15 protein-coding genes are annotated in these 17,582 nt (G+C 61.1%); 12 read left to right on the top strand and 3 right to left on the bottom strand.

Features of this window, described 5'->3' with window-relative positions; translation table 11 throughout:
* The first annotated feature begins 313 nt into the window (after positions 1–313).
* From frr to dxr, 9 genes are all read left to right on the top strand, one after another.
* On the top strand, positions 314–871 hold the full coding sequence (gene frr, locus L7A15_RS05100; RefSeq protein WP_237200580.1) for a ribosome recycling factor: 558 nt from the start codon (positions 314–316) through the stop codon (positions 869–871).
* A gap of 7 nt (positions 872–878) precedes the next feature.
* Complete coding sequence (locus L7A15_RS05095; protein WP_237212336.1) at positions 879–1,727, top strand: phosphatidate cytidylyltransferase; 849 nt, start codon at positions 879–881, stop codon at positions 1,725–1,727.
* 28 nt (positions 1,728–1,755) lie between these two features.
* Positions 1,756–2,346 (top strand): cell division protein DivIVA, encoded by a 591-nt coding sequence (locus tag L7A15_RS05090; RefSeq protein WP_237208242.1) that lies wholly within the window; start codon positions 1,756–1,758, stop codon positions 2,344–2,346.
* A gap of 137 nt (positions 2,347–2,483) precedes the next feature.
* The gene (locus tag L7A15_RS05085) at positions 2,484–2,858 is read left to right on the top strand and encodes a DUF485 domain-containing protein (protein ID WP_237208243.1); all 375 of its coding nucleotides are present in this window, start codon (positions 2,484–2,486) and stop codon (positions 2,856–2,858) included.
* A gap of 23 nt (positions 2,859–2,881) precedes the next feature.
* Positions 2,882–4,504: a solute symporter family protein gene (locus L7A15_RS05080; RefSeq protein WP_237212335.1), complete on the top strand. Its 1,623-nt coding sequence runs from the start codon at positions 2,882–2,884 to the stop codon at positions 4,502–4,504.
* Positions 4,505–4,706: 202 nt separating this feature from the next.
* Positions 4,707–4,967 (top strand): GlsB/YeaQ/YmgE family stress response membrane protein, encoded by a 261-nt coding sequence (locus tag L7A15_RS05075; RefSeq protein WP_237188581.1) that lies wholly within the window; start codon positions 4,707–4,709, stop codon positions 4,965–4,967.
* A gap of 165 nt (positions 4,968–5,132) precedes the next feature.
* On the top strand, positions 5,133–6,971 hold the full coding sequence (locus tag L7A15_RS05070; protein WP_237208245.1) for an ABC transporter ATP-binding protein: 1,839 nt from the start codon (positions 5,133–5,135) through the stop codon (positions 6,969–6,971).
* 90 nt (positions 6,972–7,061) lie between these two features.
* A complete protein-coding gene (locus L7A15_RS05065; protein WP_237212334.1) occupies positions 7,062–8,090 on the top strand; it encodes an alpha/beta hydrolase in 1,029 nt (342 codons plus the stop codon).
* A gap of 12 nt (positions 8,091–8,102) precedes the next feature.
* Positions 8,103–9,407: a 1-deoxy-D-xylulose-5-phosphate reductoisomerase gene (dxr, locus tag L7A15_RS05060; protein ID WP_237212333.1), complete on the top strand. Its 1,305-nt coding sequence runs from the start codon at positions 8,103–8,105 to the stop codon at positions 9,405–9,407.
* A 102-nt stretch (positions 9,408–9,509) separates the two neighbouring features.
* On the opposite strand, the gene pflA is transcribed toward dxr, so the two are convergent.
* From pflA to L7A15_RS05045, 3 genes are all read right to left on the bottom strand, one after another.
* Positions 9,510–10,391 (bottom strand): pyruvate formate-lyase-activating protein, encoded by an 882-nt coding sequence (gene pflA, locus L7A15_RS05055; protein WP_237212332.1) that lies wholly within the window; start codon positions 10,389–10,391, stop codon positions 9,510–9,512.
* Positions 10,392–10,400: 9 nt separating this feature from the next.
* Positions 10,401–10,652 carry an autonomous glycyl radical cofactor GrcA2 gene (gene grcA2, locus L7A15_RS05050; RefSeq protein WP_237188570.1) on the bottom strand — a complete coding sequence of 84 codons (252 nt, stop codon included), beginning with the start codon at positions 10,650–10,652 and terminating at the stop codon, positions 10,401–10,403.
* 129 nt (positions 10,653–10,781) lie between these two features.
* Entirely contained in the window at positions 10,782–12,899 is a 2,118-nt protein-coding gene (locus L7A15_RS05045; protein WP_237212331.1) for a pyruvate formate lyase family protein, read from the bottom strand.
* Between the two features lie 428 nt (positions 12,900–13,327).
* On the opposite strand from L7A15_RS05045, the gene L7A15_RS05040 reads away from it, so the two are divergent.
* The 3 genes from L7A15_RS05040 (at position 13,328) to L7A15_RS05030 (ending at position 17,500) form a co-directional block, all read left to right on the top strand.
* On the top strand, positions 13,328–14,638 hold the full coding sequence (locus L7A15_RS05040) for a M50 family metallopeptidase (RefSeq protein ID WP_423816892.1): 1,311 nt from the start codon (positions 13,328–13,330) through the stop codon (positions 14,636–14,638).
* Positions 14,639–15,157: 519 nt separating this feature from the next.
* Positions 15,158–16,324 (top strand): flavodoxin-dependent (E)-4-hydroxy-3-methylbut-2-enyl-diphosphate synthase, encoded by a 1,167-nt coding sequence (gene ispG, locus L7A15_RS05035; protein WP_237188564.1) that lies wholly within the window; start codon positions 15,158–15,160, stop codon positions 16,322–16,324.
* A 21-nt stretch (positions 16,325–16,345) separates the two neighbouring features.
* On the top strand, positions 16,346–17,500 hold the full coding sequence (locus L7A15_RS05030; protein WP_237188563.1) for a DUF4081 domain-containing GNAT family N-acetyltransferase: 1,155 nt from the start codon (positions 16,346–16,348) through the stop codon (positions 17,498–17,500).
* The last annotated feature ends 82 nt before the right edge of the window (positions 17,501–17,582 follow it).

The following is a 17,582-nucleotide window of genomic DNA, read 5'->3' as shown; positions in this document are numbered from 1 at the left end:
ATGCGCTTCATCTCGCTTGCTCGCACCCGGGCACTCCATTCGGCGAAGAAATCGGTACCTTGGTTACTGCCTAGGCGCCTCGGATGATTCCGTGCCCTCTTGCAGTCTCGCAAGCTCGACTGATTCCGCGCATTTTTTATTTCCTCGCTTGCTCGGAAAAATGCGCTTCATCTCGCTCGCTCGCACCCGGGCACTCCATTCGGCGAGGAGATTGGCACCTTGGTTACCGCCTAAAGGCCCCAAGACCACTAGACTAGATAAAGATTACCTACCGCGCCCACTGACGGGCACAAACACTAAGGACGAACAACAGATGGTTGAAGAAACCCTGCTCGAAGCCGGCGAAAAGATGGACAAGTCCGTCGAGGCTCTCAAAAACGAATTTGCCTCAATCCGCACCGGCCGCGCCAACCCCGCGCTCTTTGCCAACCTCACCGCAGACTACTACGGTGCCCCCACCCCCCTGCAGCAGCTGGCGTCCTTCCAGACCCCCGAAGCTCGCACCATCCTGATCACCCCCTACGACAAGAGCGCCCTCGGTGCCATCGAAAAGGCAATCCGCGACTCCGACCTCGGTGCTAACCCCGCCAACGACGGCAACGTCGTGCGCGTCGTCATGCCCGAAATGACCGAAGAACGCCGCAAGGAATACATCAAGATGGCCGGCCACAAGGCTGAAGAAGGCCGCGTTGCTGTACGCAACACCCGCCGTCACGCCAAGACCGCCCTCGACAAGCTCGTCAAGGACGGCGAAATCGGTGAGGACGACGGCGCACGCGGTGAAAAGGAACTCGACGCCATCACCAAGAAGCACATCGACACCATCGACGCCCTGCTGAAGTCCAAGGAAGCTGAACTGCTCGAGGTCTAGTACCGCTATGACTGTTCAATCACAAGAACAGCCCCCGCAGGCCTCAAAAGCAGGCAGGAACCTACCCGCCGCCATCACCGTCGGCCTCGTGCTGGGCGTTCTGCTGGCGGTGGGTTTGTTTTTCCTACCTATCGTCCTCGTCTTGCTGGCAGCTGCCGCTGTGTCCGTCGGCACCTGGGAGGTCTGCCATGGCCTCAACCAGAAACGGGGCATGGGGATACCCACCATCCCTGCCGTGGGCACAGCCCTGCTCATGCCCTTCACCGCCTACTATGGGGGCGGAAGCTGGCTGATAACCACTGTGGTGGCCTCCATCCTGCTGACCATAGCCTGGCGGGCCGTGGGATCAAAGGACGGCATGATCATGAGCATCATGGGATCCATCTTCGTGATGTCCTGGGTGCCTTTCATGATTTCCCTGGCCTTGCTGCTCTACCGGGAGGACGCCGGGCCCGGCAAGGTGCTGATGATCCTGCTCATGGCTATTGGCAATGACACCTGGGGCTACATTGCAGGGGTCAAGTGGGGCAAAACCCCTATGGCCCCGAAAATCAGCCCGAAGAAGACCTGGGAAGGCTTTGCCGGGTCCATGGTTGGCTCCCTGATTGTGGGTACCATCTGCGCGGTTGCTATCGGGGCCCCCTGGTGGCACGGTCTCGTCGTTGCTGTCGTCCTCGTCGTTGCCTCCACCGCAGGTGATCTGGGCGAATCCATGGTCAAACGAGAAATTGGTATCAAGGACATGTCCCATATTTTGCCCGGCCACGGCGGGGTCATGGACCGGCTCGACTCCATTGTTTTTGCTATCGCGAGCGGCTACGCCGTCTTTGCACTTCTAGAAGCCCTACCCGCCTAACCGGCAACACGGCAGGAGGAACCCCCCTTTGCTTAAAGAAATCCCTCAAGACATCAAAGACCTAGCCCGCGCGGACGCCCGCGAGGTCGGCTACTCTGTTGAGGAAGTTGACGCCTACACCACCAGCCTTATCGAGGACTACCAGGTGCTGATCTCTGGCGGTGATACCTCCCAGATCTCAACCTCCCGGTCAATCCGCGCCAAGATGTTCAATTCTGAGCCGGGTGGCTACGTCCTTGCTGACGTTGATGCCATGATGGAACGGGTTGAAGATATCTACGCTGAAACAGAACGGGACCTCTACATCGATACCTACGGTGAAGAGACCTGGCTGAAGGCAGTCGCTGAGCTGCGGGACCTGCTGCTGGGCCGTATCTCCCGTCCCCCGGGGGAGCGTTTCCGCCGTCCTTCCCGCCGCCTGACTAAGGGCTATTACGTGAAGGACGTCGATGCCTTCTGCCGCCGCATGATGCTGCATATGCAGGGTAAGGAAAAGCTGACGGTGGATGAGATCCGGAGGACTGTTTTCACCAGTGCCACGGGTGCTATGTCCTACGAGGAGAGTCAGATTGACGCCTTTATGGACAGGTGCATTGAGTACCTCCAAGACACAGCATAATCATTACAGGGATATTTCACCTTGTCATCGGCAGGCTATCTGGTTTTTTACCGGATAGCCTGTTTTTTATATACATATACTTGTCTATGACGCAGGTAACGGTATAGTGTGTGTCTTATTACACAAAGGAGGTAGTGATGGCACACACATCATCAGATAATCAGCCGCTACCAGTTGACGCGGACCACGTAGATTTCCGCGCCGCCCAGGTCAGCGACGACTTCAAAGAACTTCGCACAACCCACCGATCCTTCGTCTTCCCCATGACGGTAGCCTTCCTCGTCTGGTACCTGCTGTACGTCATTCTGGCCGTCTACGCGCCAGGCTTCATGGCCACCAAGGTGATGGGCAACGTCAACGTCGGTATTATTTTCGGCCTACTTCAGTTCGTGACAACTTTTACCATCACCGGCTGGTACGTGGCCTTCGCTAACCGCAAGCTGGACCCCCGGGCTGCTGGCTTGCGCGAGGCAATTGAATCCGGTTCCTACGCCCATACCCAGGGCCGTTAGAGAGGGGCAAGATTGTGAATACTATGTCAACCTCATACCTTGTGGCTGCTGAAACTGCCCCTGAAACCGTAGGTACCCCCTGGGTTAACATGGCTGTTTTTGGGGCCTTCGTCCTGGCCACCATGGTGGTAGTTCTCAGGGCGTCAAAGAACAACAAGACCGCAGCAGACTACTACGCAGGTGGCCGCTCCTTCAGCGGCACCCAAAATGGCCTGGCCATTGCGGGTGACTACCTCTCGGCGGCCTCCTTCTTGGGTATCGTCGGCGCTATTGCCCTGCAGGGTTATGACGGCTTCCTCTACTCCATCGGCTTCCTGGTGGCCTGGCTGGTAGCCCTGCTCCTGGTGGCAGAACCCCTGCGGAACACCGGTAAATTCACCATGGCGGACGTCCTCTCCTTCCGCCTGCGCCAGCGGCCCGTCCGTATCGCCGCCTGTATCTCAACCCTGGCCGTCACCCTCTTCTACCTGCTGGCCCAGATGGCTGGCGCCGGTGCGCTGGTCTCCCTGCTCATGGGTATTAGCTCTAAGGCTGGCCAGTCCCTGGTCATTATCATCGTGGGCGTACTCATGATCGTCTACGTTTTGATCGGTGGCATGAAGGGGACGACCTGGGTGCAGATCATCAAGGCAGTTCTGCTGGTTTCCGGCGTAGCAATTATGACCGTATGGATCCTTGCCCTCTACGGCTTCAACTTCTCCGCCGTGCTCGGAGCGGCTGTTGAAACCTCCGGTGGGAACGAGAAGATCCTGGAGCCCGGCCTCAAGTACGGCCTGAATGACCTCACCAAACTGGACTTTATCTCCCTGTCCCTGGCCCTGGTTTTCGGCGCTGCTGGCCTGCCCCACGTCCTCATGCGCTTCTACACCGTTCCCACCGCCAAGGAAGCCCGCAAGTCAGTGGTGTGGGCAATCGTCCTCATCGGCCTTTTCTACCTCTTCACCCTGGTGCTCGGCTTCGGTGCAGCAGCCCTGGTTGGCCCCGAGGTTATCAAGTCGGCACCCGGTGGAGTGAACTCAGCGGCGCCCCTGCTGGCTTTCGAGCTTGGCGGCTCCCTGCTCATGGGCATTATTGCGGCGGTTGCTTTTGCCACGATTCTGGCAGTTGTGGCAGGCCTGGCGATTACGGCCTCAGCCTCCTTTGCCCACGATATTTACACCAACGTCATCTGCAAGGGTAACGCTGACCCGGCCAAGGAAATCCGCGTAGCCAAGACCACTGTGGTTGTTATTGGCCTGCTGTCTATTGCCGGTGGTATTGGCGCCCAGGGGCAGAACGTTGCCTTCCTGGTGGCCCTGGCCTTCGCGGTTGCCGCCTCGGCTAACCTGCCGACCATCGTCTACTCCCTCTTCTGGAAGGGCTTCAAGACCCGCGGTGCCCTGTGGTCCATGTACGGGGGCCTTGGCCTCTCCGTCCTGCTGATCATCTTCTCACCGGTCATGTCTGGTTCCGAAACCTCCATGATTCCCGGCATGGACTTTGCCTGGTTCCCCCTTGCCAACCCTGGCATTGTGACTATCCCGGCTGCCTTCCTGCTCGGTTTCCTGGGCTCCCTTGGTGGAGATAAGGAAGACGAAATCAAGCAGGCTGAGATGGAGGTTCGATCCCTGACTGGCGTAGGTGCTGAAGGGGCGATTGACCACTAGGCCGAGGTTCTTGATAGGACTCGATAGGAGTAGGGGCGGCTTCTTCCGGCGTGGAGGGGCCGCCCTTCTCTGTGCCCAGTAAAAAGTAAGTAGGAGCACTAAAAGATTGCTTACTATTATCTCAATATTTAGCTATACTGGAAGTCCGCTGATTAAATCGGGTCTGCTAGGGACGGCCCGCCTCACCACACAAAGGAAAAACATGTCAATTATTGGTTGGATCGTCCTCGGTATCATCGCAGGTGCCCTCGCCAAGCTCATCATGCCCGGCAAGCAGGGCGGCGGCATCCTCGTCACCATGGTGCTCGGCATCGTCGGCGCCATGCTCGGTGGCTGGCTTGGATCCTTCATCCCCGGCCTCTCAGACGGTATCCAGTCCTTCAGCCTCGGCACCCTCTTCACCGCAATCGTCGGCTCCCTGATCATCCTCTTCATCTACGGCAAGGTCACCGCTAACAAGTAAGACCTACCGCACCTAAGCCCCGGCCCCCTTTCCTCTAAGAAAGGGGGCCGGGGTTTTTCGTCCTCGCCCTCCGTGGGCAAAAGAACACCACCCCCTCAAGCAGGCAGGCGGACGCCGGCGGTAGGGTAGTGGGGCACCACAAGAACACCCAGGGGGGCTACCACCATGAAAAGCATCGGCAAAATACTGGCTGCGTCGCGAGAACTGACGCCCTACTTCATCGGGATTATGGTCTGCGCAGTGCTGACCAGCGCAACCTCCCTGCTGGCCCCCTTCATCATTTCGGGGGCTACCGATGCCGTCGTCGGCCACCTCAACGGTACTGCCCCCACCACGGGAGCCGCCATCGCCTGGTTCGCGGCCGCCTACCTGGTAGCCCAGCTGGTGAGCGTCCTGACCACCAACATCGGCGGCTACATCGGGGACGTGATGAGCCAGCGCATGCGCACCATCCTGTCGGTACGCTACTACGAGAAACTGCTCTCCCTGCCCCTGTCCTACTTCGACACCGAGCTGACCGGCACCATCATCGCCCGGCTCAACCGCTCCATCACCGAAGTCACCAACTTCGTCAAAACCATGAGCAACACCTTCATCTCCCTGGTGCTCACTACTGTCTCGGTAATCGTAATTAGCTCCATCTACTACTGGCCCCTGGGGCTGCTGCTCATTATCATCTTCCCGGTCTACTTCTGGCTCACCAGCAAAACCAGCGAAAAATGGCAGGTCTGGGAAGGTGCGAAGAACGAGAACATCGACATCGCATCGGGCCGCTTTGCTGAGGTGATCGGGCAGATTCGTGTGGTCAAGTCCTTCGGCCGCGAGCGCCGAGAACTCACTGAGTTCGGCGGTCGTTTCGAAAAGACCATCGGGCTCACCCGCGCCCAGTCAAAGTTCTGGCACTCCATGGACGTCGCCCGCCTCTCCTTCCTCAACCTCATCTTCTTCGCCCTCTACCTGCTGATTTTCCTGCGTACCCTGGCCGGGGATTTCACCATTGGCGACATGGTGCTGCTCATTCAGCTGCTGGCTATGGCGGTTGCCCCAATCAACTCGCTCTCCTGGATTGTGGATACCGCCCAGCGGGCTATTGCCGGTTCTAAGGACTACTTTGAGGTTATGGAACGGGAGTCGGACGCCCGTGCCCTGGCCATTACCGCCGGGGCTGCCGGGGAGCGTCCGGATTCCGCTACAAAAACCGCTACCCCCAGTCTCACCGCTGAACCCGGGGCCGAACTCGTCCGCTTTGAGGGCGTCACCTTCGGCTACGAGGGGGAGGCAGATGTGCTGCACGGGATTGATCTGGCGGTGAAGCGCGGTGAGCGTATTGCCTTTGTGGGGGAGTCCGGCGGGGGTAAGTCGACCCTTATGGCCCTGCTTGAGGGCCTCTATGACCCGCGTGAGGGCCGGGTGCTGGTAGACGGCATGGATATTGCAGGTAGTGACCTGGCGCAGGTGCGCTCGCTCATTGGTATGGTCTTCCAGGACGCCTCGCTCTTCTCGGGTACTATCGCCGAGAATATTGCCTACGGCCGCCCGGACGCTAGCCGGGAGCAGATTATCGAGGCTGCCACTAAGGCCAATGCCCACGATTTTATTTCGAAGTTTGCGGACGGCTATGAGTCGCTGATTGGTGAGCGCGGCCTGAAGCTGTCGGGTGGCCAGAAGCAGCGTATCGCTATTGCCCGGGCCATGCTCAAGGACGCCCCGATTCTGATTCTTGACGAGGCTACCAGTGCCCTGGACACCAAGGCCGAGCGGGCTGTGCAGAAGGGCCTGGAAGAGCTGATGGAGGGCCGAACCTCCCTGATTATTGCCCACCGCCTGTCCACTATTGCCACTGTTGACCGCATTGTTACCCTCAAGGAGGGACGCATCGACGAGGTGGGCAGCCCGGCCGAGCTGGCGGCGTCCGGCGGTATTTATGCTGAGCTGCTGGGCCTGCAGAATAGCGGTGGTAAGGCGAGTAAGAAGAAGCTGCAGAGTTTCGACATCGTCGGCTAGCAGGGTAGGTACCATCAAAAACGGAAAAGACCACCAGTCAGGTGGGTTTTTCCGACGTAGATGGTACCTACCGGGGGTAAAACTTAAGGTATGAAAAAAAGCACCCTCACCACCCTAGCTGGTGGGCTGGCCCTCGCTACCGCCGGGCACTTCGCCTTCTGGGGCTACCAGCAGTACAAGTACGTCCACCCGGAGCTCCGCCACTGGAAGCTCTTTCTTGCCCCCCGCCCCGGCTACGTCGCCCTCAAAGGACGCCTGAAACGCGAGCCCCAGCGTACCTTCGCCGTCGTTGCGCCCCCGGCCCCCGGCGTCCGCGTCGAAATGGTCGATGTTGCCCAGCCCGACCTACCCGGTGGCCTGCCCTGCTACCTCAACCTGCCCGAGCACCGCCAGTACGACGGGGCTGTGCTCTGGATCCACGGGGGCGGGCATGTGCTCGGCTCCGCCGGACCTGACCAAACCAAAGTCTCCCAGCTAGCTGCCGACCTGGGCGTCCCCGTCCTCTCCGTTGAATACCGCAACGCCGGTGAGGCCCCCTTCCCCGCCGACCTCGACGACTGCTACGCCGCCCTGCGCTGGCTGCAGACCCAGGCAGAAAAGTACGGAATCAACCCCGCCAAAATCGCCCTGGCAGGTTCCAGCGCCGGTGGGGGCCTATCCGCCTCCCTGGCCCAAAAAGCCCTGGACACCGGCCACCCGGTCGGCTTCCAGCTGCTGGCCTACCCCATGCTTGACGACCGCACCGATCGGCCCGCCCAGCCCGGCCAGGGCCGCTGGCTCTGGACGGCCCTCGACAACAAGCTGGCCTGGAACACCTACCTGGGCGGACGTGCGGGCGCAGCGTCCCTGCCCGACTACGCCGTCCCTGCCCGCCGCCAGAACCTGGAGGGCCTACCTGCCACCTGGATCGGCGTGGGCGATATCGACCTCTTCTACGCCGAGAACTCCTCCTACCACCAGCGCCTGCTGGCCGCCGGGGTCGAGAGCACCCTGTATGAGGTACCCGGCATGTACCACGACGCCCCCGGCCTGAAACCCACAGCCCCGGTCGTCCGCGAACTTGAAGCCGCCCAGCGGGCCGCCCTGCGGGCCTTCTTCGAGGGCAACGAGGGCCTGTGAGAACATAGAACCATGCGATTTGGCTCAACTCAGCGCTTCGGCGCCTCCCGCGATCAACTGACCGACCAGCTAGCAGACTTCCTGCACGGTGGGCGGACGGTCACTCTGCTCGGCTCTACCGGGTCCATCGGCACCCAGGGCGTGCAGGTCATTGACCACCTCAACTCCCTGGCCAGAACCTCCACCGGTAGCGAGGACGCTCCTGTGCGTGTCACGGCCCTTTCCGCTGGCTCACGCTCCCTGCCTCTTCTGGCAGAGCAGGCCGCCCGCCTGCGTCCGCACCTGGTCGCCACTAGCGGCACCGAGGCCGACGCCGCCACCCTGCGCTCCCTGCTAGCTGAGCTGGCACCGGGCTACAGCCCCCAGATTGAGTGGGGGACGGACGCAGCTACTGCAGCTGCACGGGCCGGGGCGGACGTCGTCCTCAACGGCATTACCGGCTCTATCGGTCTGGAACCAACCCTAGCTGCCCTGCAGGCCGGTTCCCAGGTGGCCCTGGCTAACAAGGAATCGCTGATTGCCGGTGGCGAGCTGGTCAAGGCCGCTGTGGACGCCTCACCCCTGGACCAGCCTATGGTCCCTGTGGATTCTGAGCATTCTGCCCTGGCCCAGGCCCTGGCTTCGGGTACCGACCGGGAGATTGACCGGCTGGTGCTGACTGCCTCGGGCGGGCCCTTTAGGGGTATGAGCTACGAGCAATTGCGGGAGGTTACCCCGGCGCAGGCCCTGGCCCACCCCACCTGGGACATGGGGCTGGTGGTGACCACCAACTCGGCCTCTATGGTCAATAAGGCCCTGGAGGTGCTGGAGGCCCACCACCTCTTTGGCATTGATCTGGACCGCATTGATGTGACGGTTCACCGCCAGTCGGTGGTGCATTCTATGGTGCAGTTTGTGGACGGCTCGACCCTAGCTCAGGCGTCCCCGCCCACCATGCTGCTGCCCATTGCCCTGGGGCTGACCTGGCCCCACCGTATTCCCGGTATTGCGGAGCCCTGCGACTGGTCGCAGGCTACCGAGTGGACTTTTGAGCCCCTGGATAACACAGCCTTCCCGGCGGTGGAGATGATTAAGCGGGCGGGCCAGCGCGGCGGTACCTTCCCGGCGGTCTTCAATGCTGCTAATGAGGAGGCGGTTGCGGCCTTCCACGCCGGGGCTATTCGTTTTACCGACATGATTGAGACGACCGGCCGGGTACTGGATGAGCATGCCAGTTCTTCGGCCCTGGCCGAGTCAGGTTCTCTGACTCTGGAAGCGGTGCTTGAGGCGGAAGCCTGGGCTCGGGCCCGCGCCAACGAGATTCTGGGGCAGGCATAGACACCCTGCCCCCTTGAGTTTGAGATTAAACAAGGACGCCCTGCCCCGGCTTGCCTGCCCATGGGCTGGGAACGGGGGTGGGGCGTCCTGGTGTGACAGAACTTAGAAGACGGTGAGGCCGCGGGCGCGGAAGATGTCGCGGGCCGCTTCGGTAGCTTCTTTGCTGGGCGGGTGGACGTCCTTGAGCTTGTAGTCGTAGCCCAGGGACTCCCACTTGTCGGTGCCCATCTGGTGGAAGGGGAGCACCTCCACCCTCTCAACCACATTCCGCCAGCGGCAGACGATATCGGCTACCTTCTCAATGTTGTCGGGGCTGTCAGTGTAGCCGGGCACCAGCACAAAGCGGATCCAGATTTTCTTGCCGAGGGCTGAGAGCCTGTCCCCAAAATCAATCGTGGGTTGCAGGGCCCGGCCGGTGAGCGACTGATACACCTCTTCAGAGCCCGATTTAACATCGAGTAGCACCAGGTCTACGTTATCGAGAAACTCATCTGAGGCGTGGGCCCCCAGGAAACCTGAGGTGTCAATACAGGTATGGATCCCCAGGGACTTGGCACTGATGAGGATATTCTCAGCGAAAGCCCGCTGCATGAGCACCTCGCCACCGGAGATGGTGATACCGCCGCCGGTGGCCTTGAAGACCTTGCGCATGCGCTTGATTTTTTTGATGAGGTCGGCTGCCATGACGGGTTTGCCGTCCTTCATATTGAAGGTGTCGGGGTTGTGGCAGTAGAGGCAGCGCAGGGGGCAGCCGTTCATGAAGATGGTCATGCGGGTGCCAGGCCCGTCGACGGCGGTGACCAGCTCCCAGGAATGCACCGACCCCAGCTGCCCCTCACGCATGAGTTTGAGCTGGGCGGAGCGTTCGAGTTCGGTGAGTTCGCCGAGACCCCAGGTGCCTGCCCCGGAATGCCGGTCCGCCGGCGGAGCAAATGCTAGCTCGCCGGCGGTATCGGTTATCTCGTGAGAGATATCAAGTGACATGAAGAATCACTAGGCCCCGTGGTGGAAAGTACGGGATAGGACGTCCAGCTGCTGCTCGCGGGTGAGGCGCACGAAGTTGACGGCGTAGCCCGAGACGCGGACGGTCAGGTTGGGGTACTTGTCGGGGTTCTCCATGGCGTCCTCCAGGGTTTCGCGGTTGAGGACGTTGATGTTGGCGTGGTAGAGGCCCTTGGGGGCGGTCTTGGTGGCGCGGTTTGCCTTCATGGAAGCGAGGCGCTCTTCGTAGGTCTTGACGGCCATGATGTTCTCCTTAGTAGTTAGATGAGGTCGTAGGCCCGGTAGAGGGGTGCCAGCCAGCTGGCTCGGGGCTGGCGTTTAGGGTGCTGGCTGGCACCCCTTCTGCCGGGGTTACTGCGGGTTTATTGGGTTTTAGTCCTCTTCAGGAATGAATCCTGCGTCCAAGATTCCGACCAGGTTGGTGACCTGTTCTTCCTTGGTGCGGCCGAGGGCGGTGGGGGTGATGGTGTTGGTCAGGGAGATGCCGTCGAGGGCGTCTTCGTAGTCCAGCTTGCCGACGGAGAGCATGGAGGCGACCATGCCGTGGGTGTCCATGCCGTTTTCGGGGTTGGCGCCGGGGGAGAAGGGGGTGCCTGCGCGGTGGCCGGAGGGGAAGTTGCCGGTTGCTTTGCCGTAGACCACGTTGGAGGTGATGGTTAGCACCGACTGGGTGGGGATGGCGTCGCGGTAGAGGGGGATGGCCTTGATTTTCTCCATGACGGTGTGGACGATGGTGGCGGCGATGTCGTCGGCGCGGTCGTCGTCGTTGCCGTAGGCGGGGAAGTCGCCTTCGGTGATGTAGTCGACGATGAGGCCGGTGTCGTCGCGGACGGGGGTGACCTTAGCGTACTTGATGGCGGCCAGGGAGTCGGCAACGATGGAGAGCCCGGCAATACCGCAACCCATGGCGCGGATGATGTCGGAGTCGTGCAGGGCCATTTCGATCGCTTCGTAGGCGTACTTGTCGTGGCTGTAGTGGATGATGTTGAGGGCCTCAACATAGGTAGCAATAACCCAGTCGAGCATCTCTTCGTACTTGAGCCAGACTTCGTCGAAGTCGAGGGGGCCGTCACCCTTGATGGGTTCGTAGCCTTCGACAATCTGCTTGCCGGTCATTTCGTCGCGGCCGCCGTTGATAGCGTAGAGCAGGGCTTTGGCGGCGTTGACGCGGGCGCCGAAGAACTGCATCTGCTTGCCGATTTTCATGGGGGAGACGCAGCAGGCGATGGCGACGTCGTCGCCCCACTGGGCACGAATCTGGGGGTCTGATTCGTACTGGATGGAAGATGTCTCGATGGAGATGGCGGAGCAGAATTCCTTGTACCCTGCGGGGAGGTTTTCGTCCCAGAAGATGGTGATGTTGGGTTCGGGGGCGGGGCCTAGGTTGCGGAGGGTCTGCAGCAGGCGGAAGGAGGTTTTGGTGACGAGGGTGCGGCCGTCGTCGGAAAAACCGCCGTCTGACCAAGTGGCCCAGTAGGGGTCGCCTGAGAAGATCTGGTCGTAGTCGATGGTGCGCAGGAAGCGGACGATGCGGAGTTTGATGACGAGGGCGTCAATCATTTCCTGGGCATCGGTTTCGGTGATGAGGCCGGCTGCTAGGTCACGTTCGAAGTAGACGTCGAGGAAGCCGGAGAGGCGGCCGATGGACATGGCGGCGCCGTCCTGGGACTTGACGGAGGCCAGGTAGGCGAAGTAGGTCCACTGCACGGCTTCTTGGGCGGTGCGGGCCGGGTGGGAGATATCAAAACCGTAGAGGGCAGCCATCTTCTTGAGGCGCTTCAGAGCCTTAATCTGCTCGGAATGCTCTTCGCGGTAGCGGGCCCAGTGCTCTGAGAAGCCTTGATCGGCAACAGCGTGCTTGGCGCGTTCCTTATCAGCGATCAGGTTGTCGACACCGTAGAGGGCGACGCGGCGGTAGTCGCCGATGATGCGGCCACGGCCGTAAGCGTCGGGCAGGCCGGTGATGATGTGGGAGGACCGGGCGGCGCGAATACGCGGGGTGTAGATATCGAAGACGGCCTCGTTGTGGGTCTTGCGGTATTCGGTGAAGATTTTCTTGATGTTCTCATCCGGCTCTTTCCCGGCCTCACGGATAGCGGTTTCAACCATACGCCAGCCGCCGTTGGGCATCATGGCCCGCTTGAGCGGAACATCGGTTTGCAGGCCAACAATCACATTGTCATCGTCAGAAATATACCCTGCGGGGAAGGCGTCGATTTCGGCGGGGGTGTGGGTGTCAACGTCATACACCCGGTTCTTACGCTCAACGGAGAGGTAGTTCTTCTCAAGGTGGTCCCAGACGCGCAGGGTCTTGTCGGTCGGCCCGGCCAGGAAGGCGGCGTCGCCTTCGTAGGGGGTGTAGTTGGCCAGGACGAAGCCACGCACGTCAATTTCGTCCTGCCAGGGGCCGGGGGCAAAGCCCTCCCAGGCGGCAGCTGAATGCTCGTTGACGAAAATACCGGTGGCTGGGGCGGGTGCCTGTACGGTCATGGTTGTGTTCTCCTTGAGGGGTATGGTGGGGCCGTCGGAGAGGCGGCCCGCTTTTGACTTTTATTTTTCTCCTGCCTCCGCCAAAAAGAAAGAGGGAACCTTCCTGCCCCAGGGGTGTTTTCGGGCCTGTCACCACAGGGTTTACCCCGGAAATCCAAGGAACCTGAAAGGCTAGACGTGACGCAGGCACGCCAGGGTGTGACTGAGAGCGGAAGAAAAAACTTCCTACATGACGCAACTATGACGTTAGGGCCAACCTGACCCAAAAGTAAGGGTTCGAAGCACCCCAAAGCCCAGCAAGGCCCCAGGTTCTTGGCGTACCCTGGCATAAGACCGTCCTACCCCCACCCACCACGGGGGAAACCAGACCAAACCAAGGGGAAACCAGCCTCGTGACCGTCCTACTTTTCATTCTCGGTGTTGCTTTCATGGCGCTCGCCATCGCCTTCTCGATCGCCCTGCACGAGCTGGGGCACCTGGTGCCTGCCAAACTGTTTGGGGTGCGCGTACCCCAGTACATGATCGGCTTCGGCAAGACCCTCTTCTCCTGGCGTCGCGGCGAAACCGAATACGGCTTCAAGGCCCTGCCCCTGGGCGGCTATATCTCCATGATTGGCATGTACCCGCCCGGCAAGGAGGGGGAGGACGGCCGCGTCGGAGGAACCAGCCCCCTGCAGCAGCTGGCGCGGGAGGCCCGGGCCGCAGACGCCGAACGTATCACTGACGCCGACCAGGGCAGGCTCTTCTACCAGCTGCCGGTCTATAAGCGCATCATTATTATGTTGGGCGGCCCGGTCATGAACCTGCTCATCGGCGTGGTAGCTACCGCCGTGCTCCTGCTGGGCTTTGGCACCTACCAGCCAACAGCCAGCGTCCAAACCGTCTCCCAGTGCGTGCAGGTGGTGGACGCCACCAACGCTGACACCGCCAACTCCACCGAGTGCGGGGTAGAAGACCCCCAGGCCCCGGCCAACCTAGCCGGGCTGCAGCCGGGCGACACCATCACCTCCTTCGCCGGGCAAACCGTCACAGGCTGGGACCAGCTCACCAGCCTGATCAAGGCCAACGCTGACACTGAAGTCCCCCTGACCGTCGAACGCAACGGCCAGAACCTTGACCTCACTATCACCCCCATGCTGACCGTCCGCCCCGTCTACGACGAACTCACCGGCACCTATGTTAAGAACGAGGACGGCTCCTACCAGACCCAGGAAGTCGGCTTTATCGGTATCAGCCCCACCACCGAACTGACCCCGGGGACAGTAGGAGATGTTCTGCCGACGGTGGGCCAGTCCCTCGAACGCATTGGGGCGACGCTGGTGAAACTACCGGTGCGGGTCTACGGGGTCGCTGAAACCCTGATCACCAACGGGGAGAGGGACGTTAACAGCCCGGTGTCTGTGGTGGGTGTGGGCCGAATCGCCGGTGAAATCGCCGCCCATGACCAAATTATTCTGCGCGACAAGGCCGCTACCCTGGTGTCCCTGGTCGCCCAGATGAACCTCATGCTTTTTGCCTTCAACCTGATTCCCCTGCTGCCTCTTGATGGCGGGCATGTGCTGGGTGCTCTCTGGGAGGGCTTCCGCCGCAAGACCGCCAAGCTACTCGGACGGCCCGACCCCGGCCCCTTCGACCCCGTCAAGCTCCTGCCCCTGACCTACCTGGTCGCTGGCGCCTTCCTGCTCATGACCATCATCCTGGTAGCCGCCGACATCTTCAAGCCGGTCAGCGTCTTATAAAACCAGGACGGACGCGTCCTCTAGCCGACTGACCTTCTTGAGCTCGCGCTGGGCGCGAGCATTGCGCCCCTGAAAGCCGACTGGATCGGATGAGCGTGGGTTTCCGCGTAGCGAAAAAGAAACCCTCGAGAATCAGCCGAGCCTGCGAGGCTGGCGTCAATAGACAGCGAGCCCCCAGGCGAGGAGCAAGAGCGGTTGTCGGCGAAGGGGCGCATGTCGCGCCCCAACCAATAAACTCGCTCACAGACGTCCTGAAAGGTAACCCCGCCTTCATCCCTTAAACAGCTAGATCCCCTAATTCTCCACGTACGGGAGAGGGGATCCGTATACGCGACTTTATTGCAGTAGAAAGGTAGAAATCAAGAGGAGTCGCTAAAACATATGACACACCTTGGGGGCAGACCAAAGCATCAATCCTGCTTTCCTTGCCCGCCCGGTGTGCTTTACCTCAAGCTTGCTTTGGGCTGAAGCGTGGCACAATAGATAGTTGAATAAACATGTTGTCCTTTGGAGGAAGTCTTGACCTCGGTAGCCCTCGGCATGCCCGCTGCACCCCCGCCCGTCCTGGCCCCGCGTCGGAAAACCCGCCAGTTTAAGGTCGGTAGCGTAGGCGTCGGATCAGAATCACCCATCTCGGTGCAGTCCATGACCACCACCAAAACCCACGACATTGGCGCGACCCTGCAGCAGATCGCCGAGCTGACGGCCGCCGGCTGTGACATTGTGCGCGTCGCCTGCCCCACCGACAAGGACGCAGAAGCCCTCCCCATCATCGCCAAACAGTCCCAGATTCCCGTCATCGCCGACATCCACTTCCAGCCCAAATACGTCTTCGCCGCCATCGAGGCAGGCTGCGGTGCCGTGCGCGTCAACCCCGGCAACATCCGCAAATTCGACGACCAGGTCAAGGAAATCGCAGCCGCCGCTAAGGACCACGGCACCTCCATCCGCATCGGTGTGAACGCCGGTTCGCTCGACAAGCGCCTTCTGGAAAAGTACGGTAAGGCCACCCCTGAAGCCCTCGTCGAATCAGCGGTATGGGAGGCATCCCTCTTCGAAGAACACGGCTTCCAGGACTTCAAAATCTCAGTCAAGCACAACGACCCCGTCATTATGGTTGAAGCCTACCGCCAGCTCGCTGCAGCCGGTGACTGGCCCCTGCACCTGGGCGTCACCGAAGCTGGCCCCGCCTTCCAGGGCACCATCAAGTCAGCTACCGCCTTCGGTGCCCTACTCTCAGAAGGCATCGGCGACACCATCCGTGTCTCCCTGTCTGCACCCCCGGTTGAAGAGGTCAAGGTCGGCTCCCAGATTCTTGAATCCCTGAACCTGCGCCCCCGCAAGCTCGACATCGTCTCCTGCCCCTCCTGTGGCCGCGCCCAGGTCAACGTGTGGGAACTTGCTGAAAACGTCACCAAGGGCCTGGAAGGCATGAAGGTGCCCCTGCGCGTAGCCGTCATGGGCTGCGTCGTCAACGGCCCCGGCGAAGCCCGCGAAGCTGACCTCGGCGTCGCCTCCGGCAACGGCAAGGGCCAAATCTTCGTCAAGGGCGAAGTCATCAAGACCGTACCCGAAGAAGACATCGTGCAGACCCTGATTGAAGAGGCCAACCGTATCGCCCGCGAAATGGAAGAACGCGGCGAAATCGACCTCTCCGGTGAACCCACCGTCACCGTCGCAGGCTAAACCACCACCAGAAAGCCCACCGTGTCCGTGCTCAACCGTTTCACTCGCGGGGCAGAAGACGCCCTGATCCGCCCCCTCACCCTTGACGACCGGGCCGAGCTAGAAACCATGATCAGCGCAGACCCGGTGGGCTTACTCTATGCCGCCGAGCACCTCCACCACTTCGGCCTACCTGCCACCAGCACCCTCGCAGGAATCAAATCCCCCCACGGGTTCATGGGTATTTTCGCCCCAGCAGGAACCCACCCGGTAGGGGAGAAGGGCCAAGAAAGCCCCGCCCCGCCGTCGCTTAGGGAACAGCTTCCCTCAAAAATTCGGAGCACCGTAGATACCCTCCTCACCAAAACCAGCGCCCTCACCGGCAAACCCGCAGGAGCTCACTTCGCTGAACCAGCCCTCCCCGGCATGCCAGAAACCCTCACCAGCTCACCACACCACCGCAGGGCAGATACCCGATACACCCTCGTCGGGGCCTTCTGGCTCGGAGCCAACTGCGTACCCATCAGCCTGCCAGCAGCCTACTACCGGCAGGTCGCAGCCTACATCCGCAAACACAACCGCCGAATCGGTTCCATCTTCGGCCACCAAGACCCCGTCCTGGGCCTCTGGGAGTACCTCGCCCCGCGCCTCACCCCGGCCTTCGACGTCCGCGATACCCAGCCCCTCCTCGAACTACCAGCCCACGTAGACCTGGGGACGCTCGCGTCCGCCCCCCTGGAGCGCCCCGGACACGGGGCCCCACCCATCCTCGAACCGGTGCGCTGGGCCCGCACTGACGACCGGCCCAGCCTCATGCGGGCCTCCGTCGCCATGTTCACTGAAGAAGTCGGCTACGACCCCATGACCCGCGACCCGGCAGGTTACTCCCGCCGCATCGACGAGCTCACCCGCACCGGACGCACCGTCGTGGCCGTCAACGCCGAAAACATCGTTATTTTCAAAACCGACATCGGACTAGCCCACGAAACAATCTGCCAGCTCCAAGGGGTCTGGCTCCACCCCGCCTACCGGGGGCAGAAACTCGCCCCGGTCCTGCTGGCCCAGGCCTGCCAGCTCATCAGGCAACGCTTCCCCCACCTCACCCTCTACGTCAACGACTACAACGCCCCAGCCCGCGCCCTCTACGCAGCGACCGGGTGGCAGCAGGTTGGAACCTTCGCCACCATCCTCCTGTAAGGACGGCGAAGCAACTCAAATTTTGTCCCCTAAACTGGTATTTTGTGGGGTTAAATGTCCCCCTAATAGGTGGCGCGACCGG

The sequence above is a fragment of the Rothia nasimurium genome (assembly GCF_928391935.1).
In the GTDB taxonomy this organism is placed as follows: Bacteria; Actinomycetota; Actinomycetes; order Actinomycetales; family Micrococcaceae; genus Rothia; species Rothia nasimurium_D.
Note: the sequence above shows the minus strand (reverse complement) of the source record. Positions and strands in the feature narration are given on the sequence as shown.